General features: G+C 48.4%; 16 protein-coding genes. 5 read left to right on the top strand and 11 right to left on the bottom strand.

The features are described from left to right. Window positions 1-26: 26 nt before the first annotated feature. Window positions 27-527: a cytochrome b/b6 domain-containing protein gene (locus CIK04_RS11800; protein WP_039546284.1), complete on the bottom strand. Its 501-nt coding sequence runs from the start codon at window positions 525-527 to the stop codon at window positions 27-29. Further along, complete coding sequence (locus CIK04_RS11795; RefSeq protein ID WP_017421534.1) at window positions 520-801, bottom strand: PepSY domain-containing protein; 282 nt, start codon at window positions 799-801, stop codon at window positions 520-522. The genes CIK04_RS11800 and CIK04_RS11795 overlap by 8 nt, the downstream gene beginning before the upstream one ends. A gap of 354 nt (window positions 802-1155) precedes the next feature. On the opposite strand from CIK04_RS11795, the gene CIK04_RS11785 reads away from it, so the two are divergent. Further along, window positions 1156-1941: an ABC transporter substrate-binding protein gene (locus CIK04_RS11785; RefSeq protein ID WP_097352274.1), complete on the top strand. Its 786-nt coding sequence runs from the start codon at window positions 1156-1158 to the stop codon at window positions 1939-1941. A 117-nt stretch (window positions 1942-2058) separates the two neighbouring features. On the opposite strand, the gene CIK04_RS11780 is transcribed toward CIK04_RS11785, so the two are convergent. Next, a complete protein-coding gene (locus CIK04_RS11780; protein ID WP_097352275.1) occupies window positions 2059-3117 on the bottom strand; it encodes a DUF1254 domain-containing protein in 1059 nt (352 codons plus the stop codon). Between the two features lie 146 nt (window positions 3118-3263). Between CIK04_RS11780 and CIK04_RS11775 the strand changes: the two genes are divergently transcribed. Further along, window positions 3264-4205: a LysR family transcriptional regulator gene (locus tag CIK04_RS11775; protein ID WP_097352276.1), complete on the top strand. Its 942-nt coding sequence runs from the start codon at window positions 3264-3266 to the stop codon at window positions 4203-4205. After that, the gene (locus CIK04_RS11770; RefSeq protein WP_097352277.1) at window positions 4202-5122 is read left to right on the top strand and encodes a LysR family transcriptional regulator; all 921 of its coding nucleotides are present in this window, start codon (window positions 4202-4204) and stop codon (window positions 5120-5122) included. Before CIK04_RS11775 ends, CIK04_RS11770 begins: the two co-directional genes overlap by 4 nt. A 79-nt stretch (window positions 5123-5201) precedes the next feature. On the opposite strand, the gene CIK04_RS11765 is transcribed toward CIK04_RS11770, so the two are convergent. From CIK04_RS11765 to CIK04_RS11745, 5 genes are all read right to left on the bottom strand, one after another. Beyond that, window positions 5202-6278 (bottom strand): DUF1254 domain-containing protein, encoded by a 1077-nt coding sequence (locus CIK04_RS11765; RefSeq protein ID WP_097352278.1) that lies wholly within the window; start codon window positions 6276-6278, stop codon window positions 5202-5204. Window positions 6279-6512: 234 nt separating this feature from the next. Further along, window positions 6513-6902, bottom strand: a complete 390-nt coding sequence (locus CIK04_RS11760) for a hypothetical protein (protein ID WP_232708601.1) — start codon at window positions 6900-6902, stop codon at window positions 6513-6515. Between the two features lie 168 nt (window positions 6903-7070). After that, on the bottom strand, window positions 7071-8195 hold the full coding sequence (locus CIK04_RS11755; RefSeq protein WP_097352279.1) for a M20 family metallopeptidase: 1125 nt from the start codon (window positions 8193-8195) through the stop codon (window positions 7071-7073). A 9-nt stretch (window positions 8196-8204) separates the two neighbouring features. Beyond that, the gene (locus tag CIK04_RS11750) at window positions 8205-8672 is read right to left on the bottom strand and encodes a YjiG family protein (RefSeq protein ID WP_011081810.1); all 468 of its coding nucleotides are present in this window, start codon (window positions 8670-8672) and stop codon (window positions 8205-8207) included. Further along, window positions 8669-9418: a nucleoside recognition domain-containing protein gene (locus CIK04_RS11745; RefSeq protein WP_011081811.1), complete on the bottom strand. Its 750-nt coding sequence runs from the start codon at window positions 9416-9418 to the stop codon at window positions 8669-8671. Before CIK04_RS11745 ends, CIK04_RS11750 begins: the two co-directional genes overlap by 4 nt. Window positions 9419-9826: 408 nt before the next feature. On the opposite strand from CIK04_RS11745, the gene CIK04_RS11740 reads away from it, so the two are divergent. Then, on the top strand, window positions 9827-10216 hold the full coding sequence (locus CIK04_RS11740; protein WP_038963356.1) for a DUF302 domain-containing protein: 390 nt from the start codon (window positions 9827-9829) through the stop codon (window positions 10214-10216). 30 nt (window positions 10217-10246) lie between these two features. On the opposite strand, the gene CIK04_RS11735 is transcribed toward CIK04_RS11740, so the two are convergent. From CIK04_RS11735 to CIK04_RS11725, 3 genes are all read right to left on the bottom strand, one after another. Next, window positions 10247-12310: an alpha-amylase gene (locus tag CIK04_RS11735; protein ID WP_097352280.1), complete on the bottom strand. Its 2064-nt coding sequence runs from the start codon at window positions 12308-12310 to the stop codon at window positions 10247-10249. Window positions 12311-12631: 321 nt separating this feature from the next. Beyond that, complete coding sequence (locus CIK04_RS11730) at window positions 12632-13255, bottom strand: bifunctional 4-hydroxy-2-oxoglutarate aldolase/2-dehydro-3-deoxy-phosphogluconate aldolase (protein ID WP_038963358.1); 624 nt, start codon at window positions 13253-13255, stop codon at window positions 12632-12634. A 12-nt stretch (window positions 13256-13267) separates the two neighbouring features. After that, complete coding sequence (locus tag CIK04_RS11725) at window positions 13268-14197, bottom strand: sugar kinase (RefSeq protein WP_080527484.1); 930 nt, start codon at window positions 14195-14197, stop codon at window positions 13268-13270. 212 nt (window positions 14198-14409) lie between these two features. On the opposite strand from CIK04_RS11725, the gene CIK04_RS11720 reads away from it, so the two are divergent. After that, window positions 14410-15288 (top strand): DMT family transporter, encoded by an 879-nt coding sequence (locus CIK04_RS11720; protein WP_097352281.1) that lies wholly within the window; start codon window positions 14410-14412, stop codon window positions 15286-15288. Window positions 15289-15557 lie beyond the last annotated feature (269 nt).

Here is a 15557-nt window from a genome sequence, read left to right as displayed (position 1 = left end):
GCATTTACAGCCCTGCGAATGTGCTGCTAAGGCAGCATCGATTTGAGATAATTTTTGCGATTCCATTTGCTCATAAAAATCACGGCCGAGACGTGAATTGCAACGGCCACTAAGGTTAGGTTGGCAAGCACTTCGTGCACTTCCTCTAACCACTCTTCTCCCCAGAAAAGATCGCTCTCGGTCAACCAACCACTGCCAGCAGTTGCGATAATCAAACCCCACAATAGCCAAATCATCACTGCGCCTGCGGGGTTATGACCAAGGTGCTTATCTTGTCTGTCGCTCACCACTTCTTTTAAATGCGTCAGCGCGGCTGAAACCGAAGGCAGAAAGCGAGTTAAACGTGCTGGTGACTCCACCACTAACCCCCAAGCAAAGCGAAGGCTCAAACTCAGCAGGATCAAATACCCCGCCCAGTGATGCCACTCGCTGCCCTCTTCCAAGACAAAAAAGTTGGCAAAAAACAGCACTGCCACAGTCCAATGGGTTGCTCGCACAACCCAATCCCATTTAAAGGTGTTAGTCATCCAACTCTTCCTTCACTTTGCGCATGTCGGTGGGATCAAAATAGATTTCGACGCGTTTGTTCTCTTTGGTGTGACCATACAACTCATAGCAACCGGTTTTGGTCTTTTTGAACACTTTGATTTTGTACCCCATCGCTTCCACTTGAGATTTGGCTTGCTCAAAGTTAATCCATTGCGATTCTGGTGCATTCGTGCACTGCGGATCGGCCAATGCACTGGTTGCGCTGCCCAATGAAATCAATGCGGTGGTGGTCAAGAGAAGTGTTTTTTTCATGATTGCGTCCTTGTGTGTGCTTTAACAAGGCGAATCATATCGAGCGAAACTTAAGATTGGCTTAAGAAATAAAATGAATGAATAACGAAGGCGAGATGACAAAGAGATCACGCCAGCAAACGCTTGATATGAATTGAGTCCAAACACCGCAATGGAAGCAGCGATCGCCAGCTCGAAATTATTGCCTGATAAGGTAGAAGCGAGCAATGGTATAAGCAGGCGGTGCTTTGAGTAGAATACGCTCCCGAATCAACATCTTGAAAAATGGCTCATTTTCTCAGCGAATCGGGGCATGATGCGCGTCTGAGTTCTATACTGAGAAAAATAACAATCATCGAATCCAGAGCAAACTGAATGCGCTATCTATTGTTCCTGTTTTGCATGTTGCTGAGTCCATTCAGCCCACAAGCTTCGCCCGTCACGACAATAACGCTGGCGTATGGAGACGTCGAATCCTTTCCCTTTCAAATGGGCAATGGCAACTTGGTTGTCGAACCGCCTGGTTTAGCCATCGATGTCATCGAACAAGCCGCCCGTATGCTCAACATCAAAATCAAATATGTCAGGGTTCCTGGTAAAAGAGTGTTAAGCCAGATCAAAACGAACCAAGTGGATGGAGGATTTATTTTTTCTTACAGTCAAGAGCGAGCTCAATACGCGCGCTATCCGATGAAAGATCAGCAAGCCGATCACACCTTGCGCATCGCCACACTAGACTACTATTTTTACAAGCTAAAAGAGCAACCGTTCACATGGGACGGTCTACAACTGAGCTCGATTGGAGACGTCCCCGTAGGGGCTCATACTGGTTTTTCCATTACAAAGAGACTGAAGGAGAGTAACGTCAATATCCTCGAAATCGGCAGCACAGAAAAGCTATTCGAGATGCTCGGCAAACGACGCTTAACCGCCATTGCTATTCAAAGCAACATTGCCAGCAGTTACATAAATGAACACCATCTTTCGACCGTTGAACGCGTTTCCCCACCAATATCGACTAAGGATTACTACCTTATTTTCAGCCATGAGTTTGCCAAAGAGAATCCGCAATTAGTGCAAAACATTTGGGAAATGATAGGGCTCATTCGGGATGATGTGATCGACACCAGCATAAAGAAATACTTAATAGGTGCTGAGTAAATATTCTGAGTTTTTCAAAATGAGAAGGAATGGTTATGTAAAAACCACCAGCCCTACCCAAAATAAGACTGGCGGTTTCTCTAAAACGAATGCGATCAGGCATCATTCCAATCGCGTTTACTTCACGACTTTCTGAACTTCTGGCATTTGGTAGTGTTTAAACGCTTCTACATCGGCACCGTAGGCTCGCATTAAGAAACTCCAGTTATCTTCTGTGGTTATAATGTGGTTTTTCACGCCTTTTACCCCATCACACGCACCAAAGTGCACGGTAAATGTATTGTCTTTGTTGAGCTTCACATTGCCCGTGTTAACGATGTTGCTTTGGTTCGACATCAAATACTTATCATGATTGTACGCAGTGATTGACCAGAAATACTTCACCTTAGGCTGCGGATAGGTCGCCACATAACATTCTGATGCTTTGACCCCTTTTAAAGCATAAGGAATGTACATAGCATATTGGTCTTCCGATAATCCCCAAGCACCAGCCGTCGCGTAGACAAAGCGCTCCCAATCTTTCACTTTGGTGACTTTGTCTGTCATTAAGCCAAAAGTGTCGTCCATTTTGTCGTATTCGGTCATCAGGCCAGCGCGTACTTTCAACAACGTCTCTTTGTCAAAACTTGGCACTGGATTACTTGAATACGCCGTCACATTCATCTTAGGTTGGAGCTGTTCAACGATGGTTTTGATATCCTCTTTGCTGCCATCCGTACCAACTCGAATGCCAATAGCAACATGAGAGCCCTCAAATTCTTCGCCAGTAAATCGGTAGGTACCACCGCCTTTAATTTGTGTCGACATATGCTCTTGGCTGACAATTTGCGCCGAAATATAGCGCTTGCCTGTGTCAGGCAGCTCAAGGGTAAAACCCTTGCTGGCATCAACAATGATCATGGAATAAATCACATCGTTGTTGGGTGAGACAACCCAGCGATCTTCCGCTGCAGCTAAACTGGTGAAGTGGAACCATTGGTTAATGCCATTTCGCGCCGCCATGCCAGCCATAAAGTTGAGTGATTCGGCTTCAATGAACTGCTCCGCCGTCATCCCCAGAGTGACCGGATTCACCGCCCAATCGCTGGAATCAATCGGTGGGATGGAATCAAAAGGCGCAGCAAACGCAGAAATAGAAAGAGTGGTGAGTACACAAGTGAGTAAGGTTTTCTTCATCGTAGGACCTGCCTTGTTGTTTTGCGTGTGATTGTTTTGTGTAATTGTTCAGCAAATTTACCCCAGACAACTTTACTTCCTGAAATGACTTATCTAACCTCCAGATATGATTATCAGGACTTACTAATACACTCTCACGCGCGCCTATGAAAGACATCGACTGGCATAAGATTGATTTAAATCTACTCAAAATTCTTCGGGTTCTCGCTGAAGAACAAAACACTCGTCTGGCAGCTGAACGCTTGTTTGTCGGGCAATCGGCGGTGAGCAAATCGCTAAGCAAACTACGAGAATTGTTTTACGATGAGCTGTTTACCCGTGAAAGGCATGGCCTGACACCAACGCCCTACTGCCTCTCTATCATGCCCAAAGTGAATAAACTGCTGGAGAGTTTTGAACTGCTACTCAATAAGCAAGAGCAGTTTGACCCTGCCAGCATTCATCGAGAGCTATGCATTGCCATTAATCCGTTGTTATACCGCGTGGTGATCCCGCGCCTTTATCCCATTTTAAGAAAAGAAGCGCCTAATGCCGTGTTTCGATTTATCAACTGGTCTTGGGATGCAGAAGTCAAGTTACTCAATGGTCAAATCGACATGGGGATTCACTTTTCGCCACTCGATACCTCTTCTCATATCCAGGCCATTAACCTCTGCCCTGTGGAGTTTCAATTGTGCTCTCGCCATGACGATCCTTTCGCCCAGCGGGGCTACACCATTAAACAACTCGCTAGCACTCCGTTAACGGTATTAGTTATGCCAAGCTATGCGAACAAGCTGAGTATTGCAGAGAAAATGATGGTATCTGCGGGATTGGAAGGAAAAGTCATCGCTCGATGTGATCAGCTCGATATGTGCTTATCGATCGTGAGTAGTGGCGATGCCGTGATGCCCGTTTGTTCATTGGTCCAACATATTTTGCCAGAAGAGTTGATACTCAGTCCGATCCCCAACGAAATCACTCTCCCCGATTATCACATTGCTTTGCATGCCACTCACCACAGCCAATCTTCAGATGTGGGGCAATGGTTACAACAACGTATTCGCCAAGTCATTCTTTCTCTCCATGCGCAAAAGGCTGATAAATGAAACAGTTGGATCTCAACTTACTGCGTACCTTTGTGGTGCTGTTAGAAAAAAAGAACACTCGTGTTGCCGCCGAAGCATTGGCGACCAGTCAATCGGCTGTGAGTAAATCTCTGAGCAAATTACGCCTCTATTTTGGTGATGAACTGTTTACCCGCGTTCATTCCGGTGTGGAGCCTACACCACGTGCGATCGAGTTGGGTAAGCAGGTGGGAACACTCCTTGCCATGCTGGACGAGGTAGTTACCGATACGCCTCATTTTGAACCGGCTCGGTTTGAGGGCAGTATCAGCATCGCGATGAATGGGTTTATTTCGAACTGGCTGGGTGCCAGCCTCTGCCACACCTTGTTGCAAGAAGCACCCAACGCGCAGGTAAACATCATCAATTGGGATCCAAATACACTCGATAAGATCAAAGAGGGTACGATTCATTGCGCAATCAACTATTCACCCATTGAATCGAGCAAGCAGTTTTCACAGCGGAAAATAGCCGAAGATCATTACGTCGGATTAGTGCGAAAAAGTCATCCACTGGCGGGAAAAACCATGACGATTGAACAATCCAGACAAGTCGCGTTTGCCAGCTTGGTGGTACCAGGTTGGAATGAGAACCAGCCTTACATCAACTACTACTTTGAGCAACATGGTATTACCGTCAACACTCAGGTTCGCAGCTCTTATCTACACATGCTGCTGGCTCTGCTCAACGAAAGTGACTTGGTTTTACCTTGTTCTTCGCTGCTGGCTGAACAACTCCGCGATCAATATGCTTGCGTCACGTTCCCGTTTCATACACCGACAGAGGTGTCACACGTCATGGTGGTGGAATCGCACAATAAACGCCGCCACCCAATGCAACTGTGGCTCAATAAAGTACTTGGCCGCACTATTGACGCACTGACCAGCCAAAAAGATTAAATGCACCAAAACTCAACACCTTTGGTGCCGAAAAACAAAAAGCTGCCTTCTAATCGGCAGCTTTTTAGCGTCATCGTCATTACTGCACTGGTTTTACCGAGATACCACGTAACGTCTGTAAATAATCAAGTGTTTCTTGCACATCACTCGGTTCGTAGAAACGGACAATAGCAGCCCAGTTCTTCATCACATCCAACGAGTATTTGGCTAACTCACCTCCGCAATTGAAAAACACGGATGAAGTGCCATCACCATTATCCTTCGTGTTCTCTCCCGCGATGTAGAACTTATCTTTGGCGATCCAACCATCTGGCCCATAAGTGGTGACCGACCAATAACCTCCCAGTTCGCGATTAAGCTTAGGTTGAGGAATACGCCATTCCTGACATTCGGGCGCCCCTTGTCCCGGTACCGCTTCTAAATATTGCGCTGTCGTCGGCATTAGCCCACCCCATCCGTACGCCGCAGCATAGCGGTAATCCTTATCGACCACATCATTCAAGGTTTGGCCAAAACCTTTCACCCCCTCGACTGTCACCTTCCCCGTCATCACGTTGTTGATCAGTTTTAGGCGATAATCCACCACATCTTGCTCAGTAAAACCTTTAGCAGGATAGGGTTTGGCGGAGTTTGCCGTAAACGAAAGCAGCTTTTGACGACGTTGAGTATCCGCTAAGTTGCCGTTGTCTTTGGTTCGCGCTAAAAGGTAAACGTAGTTTCCGCCTGAAAGATCATCGGGGGTGATGGTCACGGATTCCCCTCTGCGCACCACTTTATGGGTTAAGTGATTCTCGTCGATGATGTGGATAATCTGAAACTCATCGTTATTTTTGTCCGTCACACTGAACGTTGCGCCTTTGCTTACATCCACCACTGCGATGGAATAGACCACATCGCGGTTTGAACGGATCACCGTTTGGTTATCTTTGCTCACTGGTGCATCGTGAATCCACTGATTCACACCCACTTTATCGGTCACTTGGCGGAAATTCCAATCCGTTTCTGCTTGAACATAATTGTCCCAGTTTACGCCGTGGACCGCGCTCACATCTGCCTCTGTAATATAGGGATCTCGAGTGCTGTTAGTATCAGCAAAAGCCGCGTGGCTACCAAAAAACGCCGTCACCAGCGTTAGCGCTAAGAGTGTTCTTTTCATCTTCAATTACCTTAATTTGGTGATTTTTATTGGCAATGGAAAGTGTAGGGAAACCAGAGTGATGACAGAAATGAATAAATAGAATACGTATAATCCCAATTTGGAATTGAATGTAATCTACTATAGACAGCGCAAGGTATATTTGTTGGCAGGAACAGATTGAAGTCGTGTCTCTCCTTGCGCGAATGGCAAAGAGAGACACCTCGAGGTAAGCGATGAGAAATTGGCGACAATTTACTCGTCATCTTCCTCCAGTTTTTTGAGCTCTTTTTCTATCTTTTCTTCTTCCATTTCAAGCTTTTCGCGTTGATCTTTTAACGCTTGCTTTTTCTCTTTCAGCGCCTGTTTACGCGCTTCTTTGTCCTGCATTTTTTGCTCTTTCATCGCCATTTTTTCTTCTTTCTTGCCTTTTTCTTTGGCGGCTTGTTTCTGCTCTTGCTCTCGTTTTTTCAGGCACTCTTTGTCTTTCTTGTCACAGTGTTTTTGCATCATTTCTTCGGCATGTTGTTCCACTGCTTCCTTGCTGGGTTTGCCTTCCCCTGCCCAGTTCGGTTTCTCAGCCAACGCCAGTGGTGACGTTGCCAGCCCGATAACCAGAGTGATCAATAATGCTTTCATAGTCATAGTGAGTACTTCCTTTGTGGATACATTGATGAAAGCGTAGAAGAGACCAAGTAGAAATGACAGGTTCAAGATTGAAACCTGTGGCACAAACTCACAGCCAAACAAAAACCCCGTGGTCATGCGATACCACGGGGTTTTAATTTAATGCCTTATTAAACAGTTAAGCGTTTAGGCTGCCAGCTTTTCAAGCACACGCATCAGCATACGGATACGAGGTTCGATCGAGGCCAGCACTAGATACTCTTGATCGCTGTGGAAACCCGCGCCAATTGGGCCCAAACCATCAAGGGTAGGAACACCCAAAATCGCCGTGTTGTTCGCATCAGAGCCACCGCCCACCGCGTGCCAGTTCAGATCAATCGACAGCTCTTGCGCGGCGCTTTCCACCAACTGCATCAGACCTTCCGTCTGCTCGCTTGGCACCATAGACGGCTTGTACGCATCGCGCTCGATGGTGACACCGACGCCGTCCACAAAGGGTGTTTGCGCCATAGCATTGAGCTTGGTGTCTACATCATCGTATTCTGCGTTGTTCCAGAAACGTACGTCGACTACCGCTTGCGCGTGTTCCGGCACAATGTTGGCACCCGCACCACCAGATACTACACCCACGTTTAAGGTGGTGCCCGATTCAAAGTTGGTCATCGCATTGATTGCCATGATCCACTGCGCCATTTCGGTGATCGCGCTGCGGCCTTTTTCAGGATCGTTACCCGCATGGGCCGCAATGCCTTTGAAGTTGATCTTGTAACCCGCCATGCCTTTACGTGCTTTCACTAAGCCGCCATCGGCGCGGGCGGCTTCTGCCACCAGCACGTTTTTGGCCAGTTTGGCGACCGATTGAATCCATTCAACCGAATCGCCAGAGCCTGTTTCTTCGTCTGGGTTCATGCAAATGCAGATAGAAAGCTTATCCAGCACGGCTTGGTCCAAATTGCGCATCGCGTATACGATGTTGAGCAAGCCAGATTTCATGTCCGACACGCCTGGGCCGTACGCTTTCTCAGCGTCTTGCGACATCGGGCGCGCCGCGGCCGTCCCGACTGGGAACACCGTATCCATGTGACCAATCATCATCACATCGATCTGCGCGGCATCCGGTTGGTTGCGAATTTCAAGGCCGACACCGGCTTTACCGCAGTCAACACGCTTGATCTGCCAGCCCTTCATCGCTTGAAACTTTTGCTCAAACTGGCTGGCAATACATTCGATGCCTTCTAGGGTGTAGGTACCACAATCAACGTTGATCAGCGGTTTTAACTCTTCCAGATAATGCTCGAGAGAAAATTGCATATCTTACTCCTAGACAAACAGGTTCATGACCAGCATGGCGCCAAAGGCGTTCAATACTGAAATTGCGATCATCACTGGAATGTAACGGCCTTCAGTGCCGATAGGACCCAAAATACGGCCAACGTACTGAACTTGTGAGCCCATTAGGTAGATCGCTGGTGCCAAAATCGCAATGTGAGTGCCGTTAAGGATGCCTTGGTCAAACAAGCTGATCACCACACCCACTGCGCCGCCCATCGACATCCATGCGCCGATCAATACCGCCGCCGCTTCACCCGGCAAACCAAACACTGCCATGACGGGTGAGAATACGCTGCCCATCAAATCAAGTGTGCCCGTGATTTGCAGCGCTTTGATGATCACAAACGCCATCAGAACGTTAGGAACGGTCGAGGTGGTGGCAATAACCCAGCCTTTTTTCGCGCCTTCAACAAAAATGTCGGTCACAATTGGCTTCTTTGCTTTTACTTCACTCATTTTGCTGCCTCTTCTTTTAGCGTTTGTGGTTTGTCTTGATCCGCGTTGTCTTGTTTGTCTTCTTTACCTTCCGTTAGGTTTAGGTAGATGCGGAACAAGTTCGCGCCGACGATTTTGAAGACGAACATCACGGCAACCGCTAGGCCGATAGACGATGTTACTGCTGGTGAACCGTCTGCCATGGTGAGGGTGAAGAGCACCGCGCCAGAAGAGAAGAAGTTAACGATGGTGGCACCGGCAGTGAACTGGAACATGGTGAATACATCGGTTTCGCGCTTGGTCAGGTGGCCTTCGTCTTTCAACTGACGTGTCATCGCCGCACCCGCATCGGTACTTTGTAGAGAGGCGATCAATGCAAGACCTGTGTTACCTGGGATGTTCATCAATGGGCGTAGTAGCGGAGTCAGCAATTTGCGTGCTGCGTCCAATGCGCCGTAATGTTCAAGCACGTTGATCATACCCAATGCGAACATCACCGTTGGAATTAAGGTCAACGCGAAGATGAAACCATCACGCGCACCGCTACCGCCTGTACCACGGAAAGAGGTGGTCATGGCTTGTACGCCATCGGCCGTTTCGTTCACGCCGTACGCCACTTTACCGAACGCACCGTTTAGCGTTGTAAAGTCAAAAACGCCATACCACTGATTGGATTGCAGTAGGCCCGAGAAGAACACAACAGCGAACGCGAGAGCAATGTAGCTCCCAATCGTTACCTTGCGTTCTGTTTGAACAGGAGTTGTCATAAATTCACCTATGGTTGTGGAACTGAACGCATAGGATCTTGAACGTAGAAGACGGGTTACATACTGATCAGGGTCAACCCCCACGCCAAACGATTAAATAAGCCACTATTGAAATATTATTTTTTGATAACCATCACAATTAACATATTATATTAATTAATATCACAAATTAGGTTTTTTAATCTATTCACAATCAAGCGAATTGGAAACCAAATTCCCCACATTTCATAACAGTGCGCTAGCAATTTTTATGGATCTTTTGCGGCAAACGTCGCTTTTCTTTAGCGAGATAAAAGAGATTTGCAGCGATCATCGAACTTTCGCGCCGTCAGCACACCTTGTGCCATTGCTCAAACGCCGACATTCTCTCCTATACTCAAACAGAATTTATCCATCAAGGAGATAAACATGTACGGATTTAGCACTCAGTTTGCTGGCAGCTATGAACAAGCGATTACCAAAGTGACCGAAGAGCTCGCCAAAGAAGGCTTTGGTATTTTGACCGAAATCGATGTCAAAGCGACCTTAAAGAAAAAGATCGATGTGGATAGAAAACCTTATGTGATTCTCGGCGCTTGCAACCCTCACTTGGCCAATCAAGCCATCACCGCCGAGCCAGATATTGGCTTACTACTGCCGTGCAATGTGGTGGTGCGGGTGGAAGAAGACGACAGCGTGACGGTGGCGTTTATGGACCCGTCTGCGGTGCTCAGCATGGTGGATCAACCCGGCATCGAGGGGCTAGCCGGGCAAGTGAAAGAAAAACTGCAACGCGTTTGTGCCGGTTTGGCACAATAAGCCGCCACCGATAACGATGGCGGCATTGGGTTATTTTTCCGTTCTGCCGACAAAGGCGATCACCACTTTGTCATCCCCCAGCGTGCGAGAAAAAACGTACGCGCCTGTTTGTTCGATTTCTTTATGCACACCCGCGCCAATGGCAGGGTGTGTTTGACGAAACTGCCCTAACGTCTGCCAGTGGTTAAGCAAGCGTTGTTGTTCGTCAGACAGTGTCCAAACCATATCTGAACGGGTGCCTTGATGGAAATCATCGGCATATGGGCCAATATTGCGCCCCACTTCATCACCATAATAAATCTGCACCGCTCCTGGGCTGAGGAGCAATGCGTTCGCGGCGTTGCGCTGCACGGTATAGTCTTTAAAACGGCTAAAGAACAGCTCAGTATCGTGTGAGGACATGTAGCTCACTGGGTTGAAGTCACTTTGCTGCGCGATGGTGTTGGCGTAATCGCGATAGGTGTCAGCCATTTGGCTAAAACAGGCTGCGCCTTTATCGAGCTTCTTCTGCATATCAAAGTTGATCAGCGCGTCAAAACCGTCGTCAAAATAAGGGCTGCGGTAAGCAGAATGGCCCCACACTTCCCCCATCATCCAAAACGGCGCACCCGATTGACCATTGGCTTTGCGCCACGCATCGAGACTTTTCGTCGCTTCTTGTTTCAGACGCTTCCACACTTCGCCTTCTACGTGTTTGACCGTATCTACCCGATAACCATCAATGCCAAAGCGTTTCACCCAATCGGTTTGCCACTCAATCAAATAGTCGCTGACGGTGTAGTTGTCACGCGCCACCACACGCGTACCGGGGTTATCTAACAGCCACTGTGGCGGCGTCACCGCTTGGGTCGACTCGGTACGAAAATCAGGTAACCCAGCGAGAGACAAAGTAATGTCGCTGCTGCCCGGTTTTTGGTAACCCGGCAGCCCAGTGCGCACCCAATCTGCCCCCCACCACTGTGACCAGTTTTGGCTTTGATAATCGATCGCAGAGTGGTAACTATGCCAGTTTTCACCCTCTTTTGGCTGCCAATTGGCCCACTTTTCTGGCAAGTTCGCTTCTTTTGCCGTCACTTGCATCCCATCAAATTGCAGATCCGCCAGCGTTGAGTACCCTGAATGGTTGATGACCGCATCAAGCAAGATTTTGATGCCGCGCTTATGCGCTTCTTCCACCAATGTTTTCAAATCTTCATCGCGGCCAAAGTTTTCATCGATCTTGGTAAAATCACGCGTCCAATAGCCGTGGTAGGCATAAAATGGGAAAGAGCCGCTGTCGCCACCACCAACAAAACCATGCACTTGTTCCACAATCGGTGACAGCCAAATCGCATCCGTGCCGAGACTTTGAATGTAATCGAGCTTTTCAATCACGCCTTTAAGATCTCCGCCGTGGAAGGTGCCAATTTCCTCTTTGCCGTCCTTCTGACGACCATAACTTTGGTCATTACTGGAGTCGCCATTGTTAAAGCGATCCACCATTACGAAGTAAATATTCGCGTTGCGGTAATCGGATGGGCGCGCTTTTTTGTTTTGTTTAACCGGTTCCAATAGCACCAAACCGCCGGATTGCGCCGACGGCGTTAAGCTGACTTTACCCTGCTTAACGCTCACCACTTGGCCGCTATAGGCGTCACGCAGTGAGGTGCCCTCTTTGAAGCTGTCGCCCAGTTCAATCGTCACTTCTCCGCCTTGGTAGACTTCACAAGTCACCTGCGGCAGTGGGCGTTTGAACTCGGTTTTGGCGACCTTTTTCGCTTCACGTTTAAATGTCAGCGTGTGGGCGTTCGCGTCCAGTTCAAAGCTGTAGTCACCCGTAAAGCGAATTTTTAGCGGAAGTTCCGTCACTTTACCGCAGTTCAGCGCCATGGGTTGATTGAACTTGATCACCTGCGCATCGGGCGCTTGGCAATCGCCTTCCAACCCGGTGATTTTCAGTTGATAACTGTCTTTGACCAGCGACACCACTAATGGCTGCTCGGCACTGAGCGGAAAATCTCGGCTGTTGGTGGTGGTTGAAATGGTTAAATTCGGCTCGGCAATCGCCGCTGCCGAGCTAAGGAGCAAAGTTAGGGTTATGGCGTTCAGTTTCATCGTTCAATCCGTTGTTCACGCCTTACCCTCTCAAATCGCAACAGATGCTTAAACCAATAGATACTTAAAACTATGGCGCTTTAAAAGGGTAGACGTTTGATCGTTTTTATCACGCTCAGAATAAAACGACGGAATAACAAACACATCCTTCTCACTCCCTACGCCCTAAAACTTTGCCGAGGTCACAAATTCGCCGCTAGGGGCGTAGAAAAACGCCTGCAACCAGTGCAGGCGTGGCAAAGAAGAGCCAAATATCTTCGATTTCTAAAGCAAATATCTTCGATTTATGAAGATAGTGAAGGGAGCCAAATCAGGGGGGAATTAAGCGATAATGCCCGCAACTTCGCGTACTAGCTTCGCTAAATCGTCCCATTGCTCGTTGTCGATCAAATCACCCGGAACCATCCATGTGCCACCACACGCCAACACAGCAGGGATAGCAAGATAATCTTTGACGTTGCTTGGGCTAACGCCGCCCGTCGGCATAAATTTCACTGGGTAAACCGCCGTTAGCGCTTTCAGCATGTTCACGCCACCCGATGGCTCTGCAGGGAAGAATTTCAAGGTACGTAGGCCCATTTCCATCGCTTGCTCAACCAAACTTGGGTTGTTCACTCCCGGAACAATGGTCACGTTGCGCTGTTGGCAATATTTCACTGTGGTTGGGTTGAAACCTGGGCTGACGATAAAATCCACACCTGCGTCAATCGCTTCATCCACTTGTGCAGACGTCAGTACCGTACCCGCACCAATCAGCATTTCTGGGTACGCTTCGCGCATGTTTTTGATCGCCAACGCCGCATCTGCAGTGCGGAACGTCACTTCGGCACAAGGCAGGCCATTTTCAATCAGCACTTGCGCCAATTTTGCCGCTTTGTTGGCATCTTTGATGGCGATAACCGGAACCACTTTGATTTCAGCAAGCTGTTGATTTAAATCTTTCATTTGTTTGAATCCTTAAATAGTTGGCATCGCTTCGCGAGGAATAATCGCGCCACGATGTTGAATAACATGACCTGCAACAGTGTGACCAGCAAAAGCAGCTTGCTGACAATCACCACCCAGAATACGCTTTGCAAGATAGCCAGCACTGAATGAATCTCCTGCGGCTGTGGTGTCGATAACATGGTCAATTTTGAGTGGAGCAACCGCATGACGGCCCGCTTCTGTAACGACAAAACACGCATCCCCACCACGTTTGATGACGATTTCGCTCACGCCAAACCCCTTGGTGCGCTCAATTGCTTGATCTTCATGGCTATCGCCCCACAACAGCATCTCATCATCAAAGGTGAGAAACGCCATATCGGTGACTTGCAGAATTTGCTGGTAGAACGCTTGTGCTTCCGCCACGTTGTTCCACAGCGCAGGTCGGAAGTTGTTATCAAACGCGATTTTCACCCCATCGCTGCGGCAAAGCGCGAGCAGTTTGATCAGCGCTTCGCGGCAATCTTGCGACAATATCGCCAAGCTGATACCACTGAGATAAATCATTTGATGCTGACACAGCTCTTTCGCCAGCGTCAGGATGGCACGGTCACGCAGCCAGTATTTCGCCGCCGAATCGTTGCGCCAATAGAAGAAGCTACGCTCGCCATTGTCTGCTGTTTCGATGGCATAAATGCCTGGCAATTTGTCTTGAGAAAGGTACACCATATCCGTGTTGATACCTTCGTCTTGCCAAGCAGCAAGCATTTCTCGGCTAAATGGATCCTGTCCTAATCCCGTAACATAAGAGGTTGAAACACCGGATTGCTGGGTCAAACGGGAAAGGTAAACTGCGGTGTTGAGCGTATCCCCACCAAAACCTTGTTGTAGCGCGCCGTTGACCTTTTTCAGTTCAACCATGCATTCACCAATGATGGCAACGCGATTGATGTGATTCATAGGATGTCTCCTTAACGTAATTGCTGCTATTATTGCAGCAACAAAACTCAGAAACAATATTTTTAAAACGACGGTTCAATTAATCGTGAGCAAGATCCAACTCTGCGGTTTTGGCAGGTTCGAGTTCTGCTGCTCTCTGATAGCATCGCGCCACTAACCTTATTCACACACTCGCCAACGCGGCAGTAGACGAGCCATTAGCACTTCGTATCATGAACAACCCAACCGTTTCTCGCGCCATCTTTTTACTGGTGGCGGCCAATTTGCTTGCCTCACTTTCTGATGTGTCACTCAAAATTTTGAATGGCGAAGTGCCCACATTTCAATATGTGTTTATTCGCCAGTCCATCAGCCTTGTGCTGCTGTTGCCTTTCTGGCTTCGCATGGAAAAATCGCAGTGGAAAAAGGGCTGCGACTGGATCACCTTTTGGCGCGCGCAGCTGATCTTGCTCGGCAGCGCGTGCGCCATGATAGCGATCACCCATTTGCCACTAGCGACCGCCAATGCCATGTTCTACGTTGGCCCGCTGTTGGTATTGCCACTGGCCTTTGTCTTTTTGGGGGAACGCCCTGCCGTAGGGAAAATGGTTGCAACGCTATTGGGCTTTGTTGGTGTGCTGATTGTGCTGCGCCCCGAGCAGTTTCACTGGGCTGCCATCGTCGCGCTGGGCAGCGCGTTATCCATGGGGGTAGGCAATATTCTGATCCGCAAAGTGCCTGCCGAACAGTCGCTGATTTCGACACTTTTTTGGACGACCTTGATGACGCTGCCCTTTGCGTTTGCCCTCGCCTACTGGCAATGGAGTGCGATTCGCTTCGAACATATTTTATGGATTGTGGCGATCAATCTGTTTGTGCTCGCCTACCACGCTTTGGTGGTGAAGGCATTTCAGCAAGCCCCGGCAAGCCAGATCGCTCTGGCGGAATATTCTGGCTTGGCGTTTGTCACCTTCTTTGGGGTGATTTGGTTTGATGAAGTGCCAGACAGTTACACCGTTTTAGGCATTCTACTGATTATCGTGCCTATGATGCCCATCCGCTGGAAACATTGGCTTAAGGGCAAAAGGCGCCCAACGGTGAGTAGGGTTTAAACCCCGTTCTGTGAGGAGCGAGTTAGAGGGAAAGCTCTAACAAATAAGAATAGCTGTCGCGCAGCCGACAGCTTTATTCAGAGTTGAACAAGCCCGAGCCTCTTCTTTATATGTAAATTGTGTCTGATGAGTTTAGCGTCTAGATAAGATGTGACTTTTCTTGAAGCGAACGGTGTCATGATGTGAGGCCTGATAGCTTCACACCTTAAGTTGAACAGTCTGTTAAGCTCGATTCATAGGCGACCCTTCTGTCATGACTGTCTCCATTA

This window comes from Vibrio sp. 03_296 (assembly GCF_002265885.1).
This window is presented reverse-complemented; position numbering and strand designations above follow the sequence as displayed.

What these genes read in the sequence shown, in the direction of transcription:
- CIK04_RS11750 (WP_011081810.1), bottom strand. Translation starts at nt 8,672, where the DNA reads ATGAGTGAAGTAAAAGCAAAGAAGCCAATTGTGACCGACATTTTTGTT.
- CIK04_RS11735 (WP_097352280.1), bottom strand. Translation starts at nt 12,310, where the DNA reads ATGAAACTGAACGCCATAACCCTAACTTTGCTCCTTAGCTCGGCAGCG.
- CIK04_RS11785 (WP_097352274.1), top strand. Translation starts at nt 1,156, where the DNA reads ATGCGCTATCTATTGTTCCTGTTTTGCATGTTGCTGAGTCCATTCAGC.
- CIK04_RS11765 (WP_097352278.1), bottom strand. Translation starts at nt 6,278, where the DNA reads ATGAAAAGAACACTCTTAGCGCTAACGCTGGTGACGGCGTTTTTTGGT.
- CIK04_RS11720 (WP_097352281.1), top strand. Translation starts at nt 14,410, where the DNA reads ATGAACAACCCAACCGTTTCTCGCGCCATCTTTTTACTGGTGGCGGCC.
- CIK04_RS11730 (WP_038963358.1), bottom strand. Translation starts at nt 13,255, where the DNA reads ATGAAAGATTTAAATCAACAGCTTGCTGAAATCAAAGTGGTTCCGGTT.
- CIK04_RS11770 (WP_097352277.1), top strand. Translation starts at nt 4,202, where the DNA reads ATGAAACAGTTGGATCTCAACTTACTGCGTACCTTTGTGGTGCTGTTA.
- CIK04_RS11780 (WP_097352275.1), bottom strand. Translation starts at nt 3,117, where the DNA reads ATGAAGAAAACCTTACTCACTTGTGTACTCACCACTCTTTCTATTTCT.
- CIK04_RS11800 (WP_039546284.1), bottom strand. Translation starts at nt 527, where the DNA reads ATGACTAACACCTTTAAATGGGATTGGGTTGTGCGAGCAACCCATTGG.
- CIK04_RS11760 (WP_232708601.1), bottom strand. Translation starts at nt 6,902, where the DNA reads ATGACTATGAAAGCATTATTGATCACTCTGGTTATCGGGCTGGCAACG.
- CIK04_RS11755 (WP_097352279.1), bottom strand. Translation starts at nt 8,195, where the DNA reads ATGCAATTTTCTCTCGAGCATTATCTGGAAGAGTTAAAACCGCTGATC.
- CIK04_RS11775 (WP_097352276.1), top strand. Translation starts at nt 3,264, where the DNA reads ATGAAAGACATCGACTGGCATAAGATTGATTTAAATCTACTCAAAATT.
- CIK04_RS11725 (WP_080527484.1), bottom strand. Translation starts at nt 14,197, where the DNA reads ATGAATCACATCAATCGCGTTGCCATCATTGGTGAATGCATGGTTGAA.
- CIK04_RS11795 (WP_017421534.1), bottom strand. Translation starts at nt 801, where the DNA reads ATGAAAAAAACACTTCTCTTGACCACCACCGCATTGATTTCATTGGGC.
- CIK04_RS11745 (WP_011081811.1), bottom strand. Translation starts at nt 9,418, where the DNA reads ATGACAACTCCTGTTCAAACAGAACGCAAGGTAACGATTGGGAGCTAC.
- CIK04_RS11740 (WP_038963356.1), top strand. Translation starts at nt 9,827, where the DNA reads ATGTACGGATTTAGCACTCAGTTTGCTGGCAGCTATGAACAAGCGATT.